The sequence below is a fragment of the Streptosporangium sp. NPDC051022 genome (genome assembly GCF_040683035.1).
Classification (GTDB): domain Bacteria; phylum Actinomycetota; class Actinomycetes; order Streptosporangiales; family Streptosporangiaceae; genus Streptosporangium.
The window spans coordinates 132853-147043 of sequence record NZ_JBFBCF010000003.1; the positions used below are offsets into that span (position 1 = coordinate 132853).

The 14191-nt window shown below is 72.2% G+C and carries 12 protein-coding genes; 7 read left to right on the plus strand and 5 right to left on the minus strand.

All coding sequences use genetic code 11. The features are described from left to right. Positions 1-31 precede the first annotated feature (31 nt). The 4 genes from glyA to AB0N02_RS07340 all read left to right on the plus strand — a co-directional run bounded on the left by glyA (position 32) and on the right by AB0N02_RS07340 (position 3826). On the plus strand, positions 32-1288 hold the full coding sequence (glyA, locus tag AB0N02_RS07325) for a serine hydroxymethyltransferase (protein ID WP_363943647.1): 1257 nt from the start codon (positions 32-34) through the stop codon (positions 1286-1288). Positions 1289-1751: 463 nt separating this feature from the next. Beyond that, positions 1752-2870, plus strand: a complete 1119-nt coding sequence (gene rsgA / locus AB0N02_RS07330; RefSeq protein WP_363943649.1) for a ribosome small subunit-dependent GTPase A — start codon at positions 1752-1754, stop codon at positions 2868-2870. Between the two features lie 278 nt (positions 2871-3148). Next, the gene (locus AB0N02_RS07335) at positions 3149-3526 is read left to right on the plus strand and encodes a hypothetical protein (RefSeq protein ID WP_363943651.1); all 378 of its coding nucleotides are present in this window, start codon (positions 3149-3151) and stop codon (positions 3524-3526) included. A gap of 54 nt (positions 3527-3580) precedes the next feature. Continuing rightward, complete coding sequence (locus AB0N02_RS07340) at positions 3581-3826, plus strand: hypothetical protein (RefSeq protein ID WP_363943653.1); 246 nt, start codon at positions 3581-3583, stop codon at positions 3824-3826. A 104-nt stretch (positions 3827-3930) separates the two neighbouring features. Here the strand turns inward: AB0N02_RS07340 and AB0N02_RS07345 are convergent, their stop codons facing one another. The 4 genes from AB0N02_RS07345 to AB0N02_RS07360 form a co-directional block, all read right to left on the minus strand. Next, complete coding sequence (locus tag AB0N02_RS07345; RefSeq protein WP_012893126.1) at positions 3931-4245, minus strand: WhiB family transcriptional regulator; 315 nt, start codon at positions 4243-4245, stop codon at positions 3931-3933. A 103-nt stretch (positions 4246-4348) separates the two neighbouring features. Then, complete coding sequence (locus AB0N02_RS07350; protein WP_363943655.1) at positions 4349-5263, minus strand: sucrase ferredoxin; 915 nt, start codon at positions 5261-5263, stop codon at positions 4349-4351. A 370-nt stretch (positions 5264-5633) separates the two neighbouring features. Next, positions 5634-7223, minus strand: a complete 1590-nt coding sequence (locus AB0N02_RS07355) for a glycerol-3-phosphate dehydrogenase/oxidase (protein WP_363943656.1) — start codon at positions 7221-7223, stop codon at positions 5634-5636. Further along, positions 7220-7870 carry a TetR/AcrR family transcriptional regulator gene (locus AB0N02_RS07360; RefSeq protein WP_363943657.1) on the minus strand — a complete coding sequence of 217 codons (651 nt, stop codon included), beginning with the start codon at positions 7868-7870 and terminating at the stop codon, positions 7220-7222. Before AB0N02_RS07360 ends, AB0N02_RS07355 begins: the two co-directional genes overlap by 4 nt. 46 nt (positions 7871-7916) lie before the next feature. On the opposite strand from AB0N02_RS07360, the gene AB0N02_RS07365 reads away from it, so the two are divergent. The 3 genes from AB0N02_RS07365 (at position 7917) to AB0N02_RS07375 (ending at position 12868) form a co-directional block, all read left to right on the plus strand. Next, on the plus strand, positions 7917-9551 hold the full coding sequence (locus AB0N02_RS07365) for an FAD-binding oxidoreductase (protein WP_363944216.1): 1635 nt from the start codon (positions 7917-7919) through the stop codon (positions 9549-9551). 165 nt (positions 9552-9716) lie between these two features. Then, entirely contained in the window at positions 9717-11225 is a 1509-nt protein-coding gene (locus AB0N02_RS07370) for a metallophosphoesterase (RefSeq protein ID WP_363943659.1), read from the plus strand. A gap of 35 nt (positions 11226-11260) precedes the next feature. Continuing rightward, complete coding sequence (locus AB0N02_RS07375; protein ID WP_363943660.1) at positions 11261-12868, plus strand: bifunctional 3'-5' exonuclease/DNA polymerase; 1608 nt, start codon at positions 11261-11263, stop codon at positions 12866-12868. Between the two features lie 9 nt (positions 12869-12877). On the opposite strand, the gene AB0N02_RS07380 is transcribed toward AB0N02_RS07375, so the two are convergent. After that, positions 12878-14101, minus strand: coding sequence for an MFS transporter (locus AB0N02_RS07380; RefSeq protein ID WP_363943662.1), 1224 nt, complete (start codon positions 14099-14101; stop codon positions 12878-12880). Positions 14102-14191: the final 90 nt, after the last annotated feature.

Sequence of the window (14191 nt, forward strand, 5' to 3'; positions counted from 1 at the left end):
TTGTCAACGATGACAGGGGAGTGAAGGCGCCATGGGTTCTCTATCCAACGTCGATCCGCAGATCGCCGAGCTCATCAAGGCGGAGGAGCGCCGTCAGAGCGACACCGTGAAGCTGATCGCCTCGGAGAACTACGTCTCCAAGGCGGTCCTCGAGGCCACTGGCACGGTCCTGACCAACAAGTACTCCGAGGGCTATCCGGGCAAGCGCTACTACGAGGGCCAGCAGGTCGTCGACCAGATCGAGACCGTCGCCATCGAGCGGGCCAAGTCCCTGTTCGGCGTGAACCACGCCAACGTCCAGCCCTACTCGGGCTCGCCCGCCAACCTCGCCATCTACCTGGCGTTCCTGCAGCCGGGCGACACCGTCATGGGCATGGGCCTGCCGTTCGGCGGTCACCTCACCCACGGCTGGTCGGTCTCGGCGACCGGCAAGTGGTTCAACCCGGTCCGCTACGGCGTCCGCCAGGACACCGGCCGCGTCGACATGGACGAGGTCCGTGAGATCGCCCTCCGCGAGCGGCCCAAGCTGATCTTCTGCGGCGGCACCGCGATCCCGCGCACCATCGACTTCCCGGCCTTCGCCGAGATCGCCCGCGAGGTCGGCGCCGTGCTCGCCGCCGACATCGCCCACATCGCGGGCCTGGTCGCCGGCGGTGCCCACCCGTCGCCCGTCGGTCACGCCGACGTCATCTCCACCACCACCCACAAGACCCTGCGCGGCCCGCGCGGCGCGATGCTGATGGCCACCGCCGACGAGCACGCCACCGCGATCAACAAGGCCGTCTTCCCCGGCCTGCAGGGCGGCCCGCACAACCACACGACCGCGGCCATCGCGGTGGCGCTGAAGGAGGCGGCCACCGACGAGTTCAAGGACTACGCGCGTCAGGTCGTGCTGAACGCCCAGGCGCTGGCCGAGGAGCTCAAGGGCCGCGGCTTCGACCTGGTCTCCGGTGGCACCGACAACCACCTGATCCTGTTCGACCTGACCCCCAAGGGCATCGGCGGCAAGCCCGCCGCGCAGGCCCTGGACAAGGCCGGTCTGGAGACCAACTACAACACCGTGCCCTTCGACACGCGCAAGCCCTTCGACCCGTCGGGCATCCGCATCGGCACCGCGGGCGTGACCAGCCGGGGCATGGGTGTGGCCGAGATGCGTCAGATCGGCGCCTGGATCGACCAGGTCGTCAGCGCCCTGGCCAAGGACGAGGACGAGGCCAAGCACGTCATCACGCGGGTGCACGGCGAGGTGCGGGAGCTGACCGGCCACTTCCCGGCCCCCGGCCTGTAGGCCCGCCGGGCCGTCCGGCCCCGGCCGCCGAGCCCGCGATCCGGGCTCCCCGCGGCCGGTGAGGCCCGCGGCCCGCGAGCCCACCGCTGAGACCGCCACCAGGCCCCGGGACTCGCCGTCCCGGGGCCTTCGCGCGTCCGCCGTGCCTGCCCCGTGCCCGCTGTACCGCCCCGCGTCCGCCGTACGTCGCGTCCGGCCGCGGGGTCCCGGATCTTCGGGCGGATACGGCGGACATGAGGGAAATGATTTGCGCGCGACGGGTGGGGCTGCGTTACAGTTCTGCCGAAAGGGGACGCCGTCGCGTCCGCGGGAGAGGCCGTCGCGAGACCGGCGGCCGGAAGAGCTTGGAGGTGAGGACATGAGGGTCGTTGTCTTCCGCATGCCTTCAGCCGACCTCCGGGTGCCCGCCTGACCGAACGTCCGACAGGGGCACCCGACTCTTCCAAAAAAGGGTGTACCCACGTTGTCTTCTCAGGATTTTCCTGTTTCCTTTCCGCTGTCCTCGATCGGCTGGAACGACTCACTCGCCGCCGAGCTCCCCGAGGGCCTGACCGCCGCGCGGGTGGCGCGGGTCGACCGAGGCGCGGCCGAGGTGCTGCACGCGGACGGCCAGCTCCAGGTTCACTACGGCGCCCGGATACGGCGGGCCGCCGCGGCCGACCCCGTCGCCCTGCCCTGTGTGGGCGACTGGGCGGCGCTCCGCGAACTGCCCGAGGGGCGCTTCGAACTGGAGGCGCTGCTGCCCCGCCGTACCGCGTTCGTGCGCGGCGGCGTCGGCAGGGTCTCCCGGGGCGGCCTGTCCGGTGACTCCCAGGGGCAGGTGCTCGCGGCCAACGTCGACGTCGTCTTCGTCGCCGAGCCCGCCCTGCACGCCACCGACACCGCCGACCTCGCCCGGATCGAGCGGCTGCTCGCGCTGGCCTGGGAGAGCGGCGCCCTGCCCGTGGTGCTCGTCACCAAGTCCGATCTCATCGGGGACGGCCTCGACTTCCTGATGCGGGAGGTGGCCACGACCGCCCCCGGGGTGGACGTGCACGCGATCTGCTCCCTCACCGGGGAGGGGGTCGACATCGTGCGCGGCTACCTGGAGGGAACGCGCACCGCCGTGGTGCTCGGTGCCTCGGGCGCGGGCAAGTCCACCCTGGTCAACGCGCTGGCCGGGACGGAGGCGATGGAGACCCAGCAGGTCAGGGCCGGCGACGGCAGGGGGCGGCACACCACGGTGCACCGCGAGCTCGTCCCGCTGCGCGACGGCGGCCTCGTCATCGACACCCCGGGCATCCGCCGCATCGGCCTGTACGACATGGGAGAGGGCGTGGACATGGTCTTCTCCGACATCGAGGAACTCGCCGAGCGGTGCCGGTTCGCCGACTGCGGGCACGACGGCGAGCCGGGATGCGCGGTGATCGCCGCCATCGAGGACGGCTCGCTCCCCGAACGGCGGCTGGAGAGCTGGAACAAACTCCAGCGCGAGGCCCTGTGGATGGCGTCCAGGAGCGACGCGCGGCTCCGTAAGGAGTTGCAGAACAAGTGGAAGATCATTCACAAGGAGATGCGCAAGCCGGGGCGTAGCCGCCCCTGAGGTTCCGGCGGTCCGGTTCCGCCGTCTCCCGGGGCGGCGGTGCTCCGGTCGCCCCGGGAGGGTCCGGCCGGCCCGTCCCAGCCCGTCCCGGCCCCTCCCCGCCTGTTCCGGCGCGTCACCGGTCCGGACCGGAATCTCCGCCCCGTTTCAGGGTGGGGATTCCGGTCCGCCGGGACGCCGTCCGTTTCAGCGGGGCGGTCACTGTCGCGTTCCCGGGGGCCCGGCAACAATTACCGAGAGTCCGGTTTTGCTTACTCAGGGTAGGCAAACCTTTAAGTGTGATCGCCGGTTCACGTGGACGCGCACTCGCCCGGCGCCGGATGGCGTCGTGGATCGCGCTTGTCGTCTGCCTGGGGCTCTGCCTGGGCTGGCATCCCGGCGATCTGGGTCTGGTGGCCGCCGAGCGGCAGTGCGTCGAGATGGTGACGGAGGATCGCCATCCCGTCGACGAGGTGCCCGCCACGCCCGGCTGTGACGACCTCGGATGCCGTCGCGCTTCGCGCGCGCGGACCGGAACGCCCACACTGTTCCGCGCTCTCACCGTGGACGAGCCCACCGGTGGGACAAAGGGTCCAGAGTGGGCCAAAGAGGATTTTCCAGTCGCGCTGCCCGCCGGGGCCTGCCGGCTGATCCTGCTGGGTGTCTCTCGCATATAGGTCCGGCTGTTCGCTCCCGAAGGCCGACACAGGACCCATATGAGAAGAGAGAGCATGCGAGAGATCAATGCCGTCGCCGAGGCATGGGACTTCCAGTGCCTGCGCTGCCTGCATGTCTGGGGGGACCTCTACGAGGCCTGCCACGCCGATGACGGGCGCCCGGTCGTGTGGCGCAGGAAGGGCATCGTCACCACGCCGCCGTGGGTGGACCAGAGCTGTCCGAGCTGCTCGGCGCCCCAGGTCAAGCCGCTGCCGTCACGCGGGTGGCGGGACACTCCGAGGATTCCGCCGCAGGGCTAAGCGGCCGTCCGAGGGGTGAACACCCGTCCCACACAACAACGTGTGATCTCGCAGGGGGATCAGCGAGATCACACGTCAGGGGGAAGCCGGGTGGAGGTACTTGCTCAGGCGACGGCACTGATGCCGGCGCTGGCGGCGCGGCGCATGCGACGGCGACGCTCGGAGGCGCGCTCGTCCTCGTTCAGACCGCCCCAGGTGCCGTACTTCTCCGGACGGGACAGCGCGTAGTCCAGGCACTCCGCGCGGACCGGGCACTGGGCGCAGATCGCCTTGGCCTTCCGCTCGCGGATGTCACGCTCAGGCTGACGCTCACCGTCAGGACCGAAGAAGAGCACGAGGTCCTCGCCCCGGCACGCGGCGTCATCCTGCCAGCCCCAGCTGGGCCGTGGCCGGGCGGTCTGCCGACGTACCTGAGACATGAGAAAACCACCTTTTAGTGAGAGGTATTTCGGGTTGATGCCGCATTGGACGTTTATGGCGTCCTTGGGTCCAACGCCTGGATTAGCCGCGATGTTCCCTCGGTCAGGTCAGGACGGGCGTGGCGTACCGCACAGGGGTGAGCCTGTCCAGTGCGACCAGCCGATAGGTAGTGATCGTGTCGGCGCAAGCCGTACCACATGGCGTTGTCAGCGTCATGGGTTCAACCACTACCCGAAAACGAACGCCACTACCGTGCACAAATGCCTCGGTGGTGGCGCCGTCCGACCTGGAGGACTCCACGGCCACTCCGCCGACCGAGAGTTCGCCCGTGTGGGCGCGGACGAAATGCTCGGCGGCTTGCAATGGCTCAGGGATGCCTGCGCGTCCCCGGTAACGGTCGAGAATGATCTCGCCGGACCGGTACGCATCGGCTGCCGCGATCGCAGCAGCCTGAGACATGCTGCCGTAGTAAAGGCCGTGTGGCAAGCACACAAGGTTGGCGGCGTATCGATCGCCGCCAACATGTGATGTTTCCCATACTCTGTCCGGCAAGGACTTTGCCAATGACCGAGCGAGGGGTAATCCAATGCGGGCGCAGCACGCGTTGCGCTTGGCATGCGTGCAGACCAGAAAAACCGGCTCAGTCACAAGTATGCAGGACTCCGGGACCACTCCGGCCAACAAACCTTCCAGGTCAAGATCGTCCGGACCTGCGACGACGCCTTCGGCGAGCCACGGCTCGGCCGCCGTCGAGTCGGCGACCATGACGTGAACGCCGCCCTCCACGGGGTTGCGGCGTCCCGGGCGGCGGATCAGCTGGGGCCGGATCCCGAGGCTCGTGGCCCGGTTGACAAGTGTGCGCACGTCTTCGGGAAGAAGACATTCGTCCAGGTGGGAGGCCCAGGGGCCGGGGTGCTCGATGAGCAGCCAGAACCGGGCGCCGACCGTGGCGCTGGCGAGAACGGGCAGGTCACCGGTATGACACCCCTCGGAGTGTGTACAGCCCTTGACTGTCATATCCGGAACGCTCCCCCGCGGTCGCACATGCCCTCTATACCAACTTAGGTAAGACTAACCTAATGATGGTGCGGGTGGGGTGCGGCGGCACGGGTGGCGTCCGGGGGAACGTGAGGGGCCCCTATGCCCTCCGGTGATCCGGTGTCAACAGAGTCGCCGAATAAAGTCGTTCCGCCGTGCCCGTGGCCGTCGCCCTGCTTCAATGGAGCGGTGTCAACAGGCTCACACCGGCAGGCAACCGCCTGCCGTCCTGAGCCGGCGCTCAGGGAGCGGCGGGTGGGTGCCGCCGCTCCGGAGTCGTCGGCCACGGCCGGGAACCGGTGTTCTCTCCTCGGGGCCGCCGGGCGCGGTCGCGGGTCGGCGCCGCCGGTCAGTGTTCCAGTGCCGCCCGTGCCGCGGGGAGGGCCGCCGCCCTGTCCTCGGCGACCAGGCCGATGCGGGTGCGGCGATCGAGCAGGTCGTCCACGTCGAGCGCTCCCTCGTGCCGCACCGCCCAGACGAGCTCCGCCCCGGTGACCCCGGTCGGCAGCGGCTCGGCCAGGCGGAGATCCTCCGCGGCCAGGGTCAGGGCCAGGGCGTGGATCGCCGCCGCCTCGTTTCCGTACCGCTCGGCCAGCCGCCTGGGCACCCCGCCAGGCCTCCCGTCTCCCGTGTTCTCTCCGCCTTCTGCGCCTTCTCCCCTTCCCGTGCCCATGCCCGTTTCCGTGCCCGCGGCCCCGACCAGGGGCAGGCGCGCCGTACGGCTCCCGCCCGCCGTCAGGCCGCGCAGCCGTACCACCAGGTCGACCGCGTCCTCGGCCATCCGCCGGTAGGTGGTCAGTTTGCCTCCGACGACGGTCACGACCCCGTCCGGGGAGACCGGCAGTACGTGCCTCCTGGACAGGTCCGCGGTGCGTCCCCGGCCGGCGCGTCCCCCGGAGGCCGTCAGCGGCCGCAGCCCGGCGTAGGTCCCGGCGACCTCCCGCCTGCCGATCCCCGCCTCCAGCACCGAGTTGAGCACGCCGAGCAGGAACGTCACGTCCTCCTCAGGGGCCGTGGGCACGTCGGGGAGCGGCCCCTCGACCGGCTCGTCGGTGAGGCCCACGTGGATCCGCCCGTCGGCCTGGGGGAGCACCAGGACGAACCGGTCGCGCTCCCCGGGGATCGGCACGTGCAGCCCGGCCGCGAGCCCCGGCAGGGTCCCCGGACGCAGCACCAGATGGGTGCCCCGCGAGGGACGCATCCGGACACCGGGGGCGAGCAGGCCGGCCCAGACGCCGGTGGCGTTGATCACGGCCCTGGCCCGGATCGCGAAGGTGTCCCCGGTGAGCTCGTCGCGGGCAAGCGCCCCGTCTCCGGTCAGCTCCAGCGCCCGGCAGCGGGTCAGGATCCTGGCCCCGTGCGAGGCGGCCGTCCTGGCCAGCGCGACCACCAGCCGCGCGTCGTCGACCAGCCGCCCGTCCCACGACAGCAGGGCACCGCGCAGGCCGCGCGGCTCCAGCGGCGGGACGAGACGCAGCGCCCGCTCCGCGGAGATCCGCGAAGGGCCGGGGAGAAGACGCCGGGGCGTGCGCGCGGCCATCCGCAGCCCGTCGCCGAGCCGGTAGCCGGTCATCACCGTCGCCGCCGCCGGCCCGGAGACCGCCGGGGTCAGCGGCAGCAGGTACGGCTGCGCCCCGGCCAGGTGCGGGGCGGTACGGCACAGCAGGATCCCGCGCTCGACCGCGCTCTCGCGCGCCACCCCGACCTGTCCCCTGGCCAGATAACGGAGGCCGCCGTGGATCATCTTCGAGCTCCACCTGGAGGTGCCGAACGCCAGGTCGTGGGCGTCGATCGCGGCCACGGACAGGCCCCGGGAGGCGGCGTCGAGCGCCGCGCCCGCGCCGGTCGCCCCCAGCCCGACGACCAGCACGTCCACCACGAGGTCGCGGACCTCGGCGAGCTCGCGCGAGCGGCGCGCCGCGTTGAGGGAGGAGCTCACGGCCTGAGATACCTCTCCAGCAGCGTGGTCAGCTCGGCGTCCAGGTCGTCCCGGGTGAGCGGGACGAGCATGGTCGGACCGGACAGCAGGAACGACTGCGCGGCCAGCATGACCGTCACGGCCAGCCTCGCCGGGTCGCCCCGCCGTACGGTGCCCAGGTCCTGCCCCCGCGTGACGGCCGCCTCGACGAGCGAGAGCATGGCCTCGTGGCCGGCGCCCCTGCGGTTCAGCAGGTACGGCAGGAGCAGCTCGGGGTCCACCTCGACGATCTTGCGCCAGAGGGGGTGGTCGCGCAGCGCCCGCACCGTCGCCACCGCCGCGGTGACCGGGTCCTCGGTGGCGAACCGGCCGGCGACGAGCACCCACTCGCGGGTCATCAGGTCGGCGACGAGACCGTGCACGTCGGGCCAGCGGCGGTAGAGCGTCATCCGGGACAGCCCGGCCCTGCGGGCCACCTCGGTGAGAGTGGTCCGCCTGACCCCGATCGCGAGCACCACTTCGCGGGCCGCGTCGAGGACCGGATCGGGGAGCGGGACGTGGCCCGAATCGGGGCGTGGATCGGGGCCCGGATCGGGGCGCGGGTCGGGGCGTGGATCGGGGCCCGGGTCCCCGGGGTCCGGGATCACATTGTGACGAATGGACGTCATATGTCACAGTGTAGAGGTGGAAACTCCGACGAGCGCCGCGGAACCGATGCTCTGGTCCGGCTGGGGCGATCCCGCCAAGGCGTCCGAACTGCCCGAGCCGATCCGCGCGCTGCTGCGGGACCTGCTGGGCGTGCGCGCGCCCGAGACGCGGGCGGTGGGCATCGAGGAGGTGCGGCTGCCCGCGGTGACGCTGCCGCCGCCCGTCCTCGGCGAACTGCGCGCCGCCGTCGGCGCCGATCACGTGCGCTGCGACGACGACGCCCGCGTCCGGCACACCCGGGGAAAGTCCACCCCCGACCTGATGCGCATGCGCGCCGGCGACGGCTCGGAGGCGCCCGACGCCGTGGTGCTGCCGGGCTCGCACGCCGACGTGCTGGAGGTGCTGCGGATCTGCGCCGCCCACCGGGTCGCGGTGGTCCCCTTCGGCGGGGGCACCTCGGTGGTCGGCGGCCTGACGGCGGACCGGCGTGGCTTCGCCGGGGTCGTCGCGCTGGATCTGGGCAGGCTCGACCGGCTCGTCTCCGTGGACGCCGAGTCGATGACGGCCGAGATGGAGCCGGGACTGCGCGCGCCGCGGGCCGAGCGGCTCCTGGCCCGGCACGGCTTCACCCTGGGGCACTTCCCCCAGTCGTTCGAATACGCCACGCTGGGCGGTTTCGCCGCCGCCAGGTCCAGCGGCCAGGCCTCCGCGGGCTACGGAAGGTTCGACGACATGGTGGTCGGCATGACCGTGGCCACCCCGCGCGGCACCCTCGACCTCGGCCGCGCGCCCAAGTCCGCCGCGGGCCCCGACCTGCGGCAGGTGATCCTCGGCTCCGAGGGGGCCTTCGGGGTGATCACCTCGCTCCGCCTCCGTGTCCGGCGGGCCCCCGCCGAGCGCGCGTACGAGGGGTGGCGGTTCGAGTCGTTCCAGGCGGGTTCGGCCGCGCTGCGGCGGCTGGCGCAGGAGGGCCCGCTGCCCACCGTGCTGCGGCTGTCCGACGAGACCGAGACGATGGTCGGCCTGGCCAGGCCGGGGGAGATCGGTGCCCTGGCCTCCGGCGCGGGCTGCCTGGCGATCGTGGGCTACGAGGACACGGGGGAGAGCGGCCCGGCCGGGGCGGGGGAGGACGGGGCCGGAGGGACCACGACGGGGACGGGCGGCGGGATCGCCTCGCTGCGGGAGCGCGTCGCGGCCGTGCTGTCCGGGGCCGGCGGCGTCTGTCTCGGCCCGGAACCCGGCGAGTCCTGGGCGCGCGGCCGTTACTCGGCCCCCTACCTGCGTGACTCCCTGCTCGCCGCGGGCGCGACCGTGGAGACGCTGGAGACGGCGGGGTTCTGGTCCGGCCTGCCCCGGCTCTACGACGCCGTACGGCTGTCGCTGCACGCCTCGCTCGGCTCGCCGCTGGTGATGTGCCACGTCTCCCACGTGTACGGCACCGGCGCCTCCCTCTACTTCACGGTCGTCACGGCCCGGAGCGGCGATCCCGTCGCCCAGTGGGAGACGGCCAAGAGGGCGGTCAGCGACGCGATCGTGGCGGCGGGCGGCACGATCTCGCACCATCACGGCGTAGGCCGCGATCATCGCGAGGCCTACGCGGCCGAGATCGGCGAGCTGGGTGTGGAGATCCTGCGCGGGATCAAGGGGCGGCTCGACCCGGAGGGGATCCTCAACCCCGGCGTGCTGATCCCGCCCCTTTGAGATCTACAACGTAAAGGCGTGGGGGCGGGGCGTCCGGAGGCGTCGCACGCGGCGGATCGGATGCCCGTTCGGATGACTTCCGGCAGGGCGGGATCGCGCCATCCGGGCAGGGGTATTCCTCGTGAAACGGGTGCGTCTATCTAAGATCACCGCCAAAATACGAGCATGGTGGATGTCGGGCAGGCCGCGAAGCGTGGGCGTGAGATCTCCTCCCGGATCTCGGAGGAGGGGGCCGGCTGGGTCTGCGCCCGGCCCGGCAGGTTCCGGCAGCTGGTGCCCAGCAAGGAGACCTTCACCTGGCTCAGCCCGCGCACCCTGTGGAGGTCGAGGAACGAGATCCTCTCCGGCCTGTTCGGTGACCCGTCGGGCCAGGTCAGGGCGCGCTGGGTGGCCTCCCAGCGGGACCGGGGCGTCGATCCCTCCTTCCGCGTCCCGATGGACGTCGGCCCCGAGTTCTCCTTCCTCGTCCTGGGCGACACGGGGGAGGGTGACGCCTCGCAGTACGCCGTGGTCCCCGGCATGCTCAAGATCGGCGAGGACACGGCTTTCGCGATCATCGCCAGCGACGTGATCTATCCGGCGGGGGCCGGCAACGAGTACGACAACAAGTTCTTCCGCCCCTACGCCGGCTACCGGGCGCCGATCTACGCGGTTCCCGGCAACCACGACTGGTACGACGGGCTCGGCGGCTTCATGCGGGTCTTCTGCGAGGCTCCCGCGCTGAAGGCCGAGCGCGAGGGGGTCAGGCTGTCGCCCGCCGGGCTGCGCGGGTTGCTGTGGCGCGAACCGGAGGAGATCGACGAGGCCCGCCTGGCCAGGGCGCGCGAGCGCAGGGCCCTGCCCGAGCAGCGGGCCGCGCAGCCGGGGCCCTACTGGGCGATGGAGACGCCCGGGCTGCTCATCGTCGGCGTCGACACCGGGATCCACGGCGATCTGGACCGGGAGCAGACGCGGTGGCTGCGCGAGGTCTCCCGGGACCCCCGGCCCAAGATGCTGATCACCGGCAAGCCGATCTACGTTCGCAACGAGTACAAGCCGTCCAGGCTCGAAGGCGGCGGCACGATCGACGACATCGTCGTCGACCCCGCGCACAACTACGTCGCCGCGATAGGCGGCGACGTGCACAACTACCAGCGTTTCCCGGTCAGGGCGGGCGGGCGGACGATCCAGTATCTCGTGGCCGGCGGCTCGGGGGCCTTCATGCACGCCACCCACACCACCCCCAGGATCACGGTCGGCGGCGTCCACGAGGACGACTACCGGTGCTATCCCCTCCGGGGCGACTCGCTGTCGTTCTACAGCAAGCTCTACAGCGAGCGGCTGCGGATGCGCTGGCTCTACCTCACCCCCCGGGAGGGGGTGGCGCTGATGTCGAAGCAGATCGGCAACACCCCGCCCAGGGACATCCCGGACGTCCCCATCACCGCGCGGATGCGGTGGGCCGCGCGGATCCTCGGCGGCTGGCCGATGCCGTTCCGGCTGCCGGTCGGCAGGGTCTTCCACCGCTACCTGTCCGAGCTGTCCGACTGGGACACCCCGCCGTTCTTCAAGAGCTTCCTGCACGTCTCCGTGACACCCGCCAGCCTGAGGATCCGCTGCTTCGCGGCCACCGGCTGCCTGACGCAGGAGATCGAACCCCCGCTCGAGGACGAGGTAGAGATCCCGCTCGTCTGAGCGGAACTGTCGGTCCGGCGTGACAGGCTGGACGGATGAACGTGGCAGTCGCCGCCGGGCCGGGCGCCTCGGGGGTCCTGCGTCCCGACGGGCAGGAGGCCGGGGCCGTCGCCGACCTGGCGGCGGCCGTGCGGGAGTTCGAGGCCGGGCCGGAGCGGGCGCGGCCCCGATGGATCTGGGCCGACACCCGGGAGGTCTACCCCGCGCTGCTGCGCGCCGGGGTCCGGGTGGCCCGCTGCCACGACCTCGCCCTGACCGAGGGCCTGCTGCTGGGCTACGAGGGGCGGCACGGCGAGCCCCGCTCCGCGCGCGCCGCCCACGCCCGGCTGCACGGTCTGGCGGTGCCCGACGACCACCACGAGCCGCAGGCGCGACAGGCCACGCTGTTCGAGGAGGAGCCGCCCCCGCCCGACGCCGGGCCGGCCGCCGAGGTCCACGCCGACCAGCTCCGGCGGATCGAGGCCGTCGCAGATCCCCGGCGGTTCCGGCTGCTGGTCGCCGCAGAGTCGGCGGGGGCGCTGGCCGCGGCGGAGATGGGGCACGAGGGCATGCCCTGGCGGCGGGACGTGCACGACGAGCTGCTGACCGGACTGCTCGGCCCGCGGCCCGTGCACGGCATGCGCCCGGCCAGGCTGCAGGCCCTGGCCGACCAGGTCTCCGAGGCCTTCGGCGCCCCGTTCAACCCCGACTCCCCGCAGCAGATCGTCAAGGCGTTCAAGGCGGCGGGGGTGCCCGTCGCCTCGACCCGGGCCCACGAGATCAAGAACATCGACCATCCCGGCGTCGCGCCCCTGCTGGCCTACAAGGAGCTGGCCAGGATCCACAGTTTCCACGGCTGGGCCTGGGCCGACCAGTGGGTGCGCGACGATCGCTTCCGTCCCGAGTACGTGGTGGGCGGGGTGGTCTCGGGGCGCTGGGCCACCAGCGGCGGCGGCGCGCTGCAGATCCCCAAGGTGATGCGCAGGGTCGTGGTGGCCGACGAGGGCTGGACGCTGGTCGTGGCCGACGCCGCCCAGCTGGAGCCCCGGGTGCTGGCCGCGATGGCGGACGACGGAGGCCTGGCCCGGGCCGCCGGGCAGATCGACCTCTACCAGGCGCTGGCCCAGGCGTTCGGCGGTGAGCGAGAGCACGCCAAGATCGCCATGCTGTCGGCGATGTACGGCGGGACCAGCGGAGACGCGCCCAAGCTGCTGGCCGTGATGCGCCAGCGCTTCCCCAGGGCCTATCAGTTCGTCGAGGACGCCGCCCGGGCAGGGGAGGAGGGCAGGCTGGTGCGGTCGTGGCTGGGCCGTACCTCTCCGCCGCCCTCGGAGCGCTGGCGGGAGCTGGTCTCGGGACCGGAGGGCGGCAGGGCTGCCCGTGACCGGGGGCGTTTCACCCGCAACTTCGTGGTGCAGGCGACGGCCGCGGAGTGGGCGCTCACGCTCATGGCGGTGCTGCGCGGGCTGCTGCCCGCCCCGGCCGCGCTGGTGTTCTTCCAGCACGACGAGGTGATGGTGCACTGCCCGCTGGAGCTGGCGGACGAGGTGGTCGCGGCGGTCGGCAGGGCCGCCGACGAGGCGACCCGGCTGCTGTTCGGCCCGACGCCGGTGCGTTTCCCGATGCAGGCCGTGGCGGTGCGCTGTTACGCCGATGCCAAGTGAGCCGCCCCGTCACGCGCGCCTGAGCGCCAGCCAGGCTCCGGTGACCGTCACCATGACCGCGACGGCGGTGCCGAGCACGCCGTAGGAGAGCGCGCCGACGATGACTCCGGCGACCACCGTGCCCGCCGCGCCGCAGACGTTCATCAGCAGGTCGGACAGACCCTGTACGGCGGGCCGGTGCTCCAGCCCCACGGCCTCGCTGAGCATCGCGGATCCGGCGATCAGGCCGCAGGACCAGCCCGCGCCGAGCAACGCCAGCCCCGCCGTCACCCGCGCGACGTCCTGCGTGCCCGCTCCGCCCGCCAGGACGGCGGCCGCCAGCAGCAGCCCCATGCCGAGCACGAGCACCCGGACCCGGCCGATCCGGTCGGCCAGCCAGCCGACCACCGGGGACAGGATGTACATGCCCGCGATGTGCAGGCTGATCACGATGCCGATGACCGTGTAGGTCGCGCCGCCGTGGTTGAGGTGCACCGGCGTCATGGACATGATCGACACCATCGCCGTGTGGCTGACCGCGATGGCGGCGAGCGCCCGTGAGGCCGCCGGCGCTTCGCGCAGGGCGTGCCACGCGGTGCGCAGCGTGCCCTTGCGCCCGCCGGCCGCCTTCTCGGGGGCGGCGGCCGGGGGGACGCCCTGGGCGGAGCCGGCGACAGAGCGGGCCACCAGCAGGGGGTCGGGGCGCAGGCCCGTCGCGATGACGGCCAGCGCTGTGAGGAAGGCCAGCAGGGCGAGCACGAACGGGCCGGCGCCAGGGGCCAGGCCGAGCAGGCGGCCGAGACGCTCGGCGGGTTCGGCGAGGTTGGGGCCGGCGACCGAGCCGATCGTCGAGGCCCACACCACCCACGACAGGTGCCGGGCGGAGTGGCCCGGAGGGGACAGGTCGGTCGCGGAGTAGCGGGAGGCCAGGTTTCCCGCGCCGGCGCCGCCGAACAGCACCAGTCCGGCGAGCAGCAGCGGCCACGACCGCACGGTGATCGCGGTCACCGCGACCAGGCAGCCGAGCAGGGCGCATCCGTAGGCCAGGGTCAGCCCGGCCCTGCGCCCGCCCCGGCCGGAGGTTCTCGCGGTCGGCAGCGCCATCAGCGCGGCGCCGAGCACGGTCGCGGTTCCGGCCAGCCCGCTGATCGCGACGGAGCCGGACAGCTGGGCGACCACCAGTGAACTGAGGGCGAATCCGACGGCGGTGCCGATCCCGCCGGCGATCTGCGCGGTGGACAGCACGGCGAGCACCCGCCGTTGAAGTTTGGCTATTTCCCCTGTTTTTTCATGGGAAATGGTGGAATTTGAGGGGATTGCGGTCACAGGCGAATTTTGTCATCG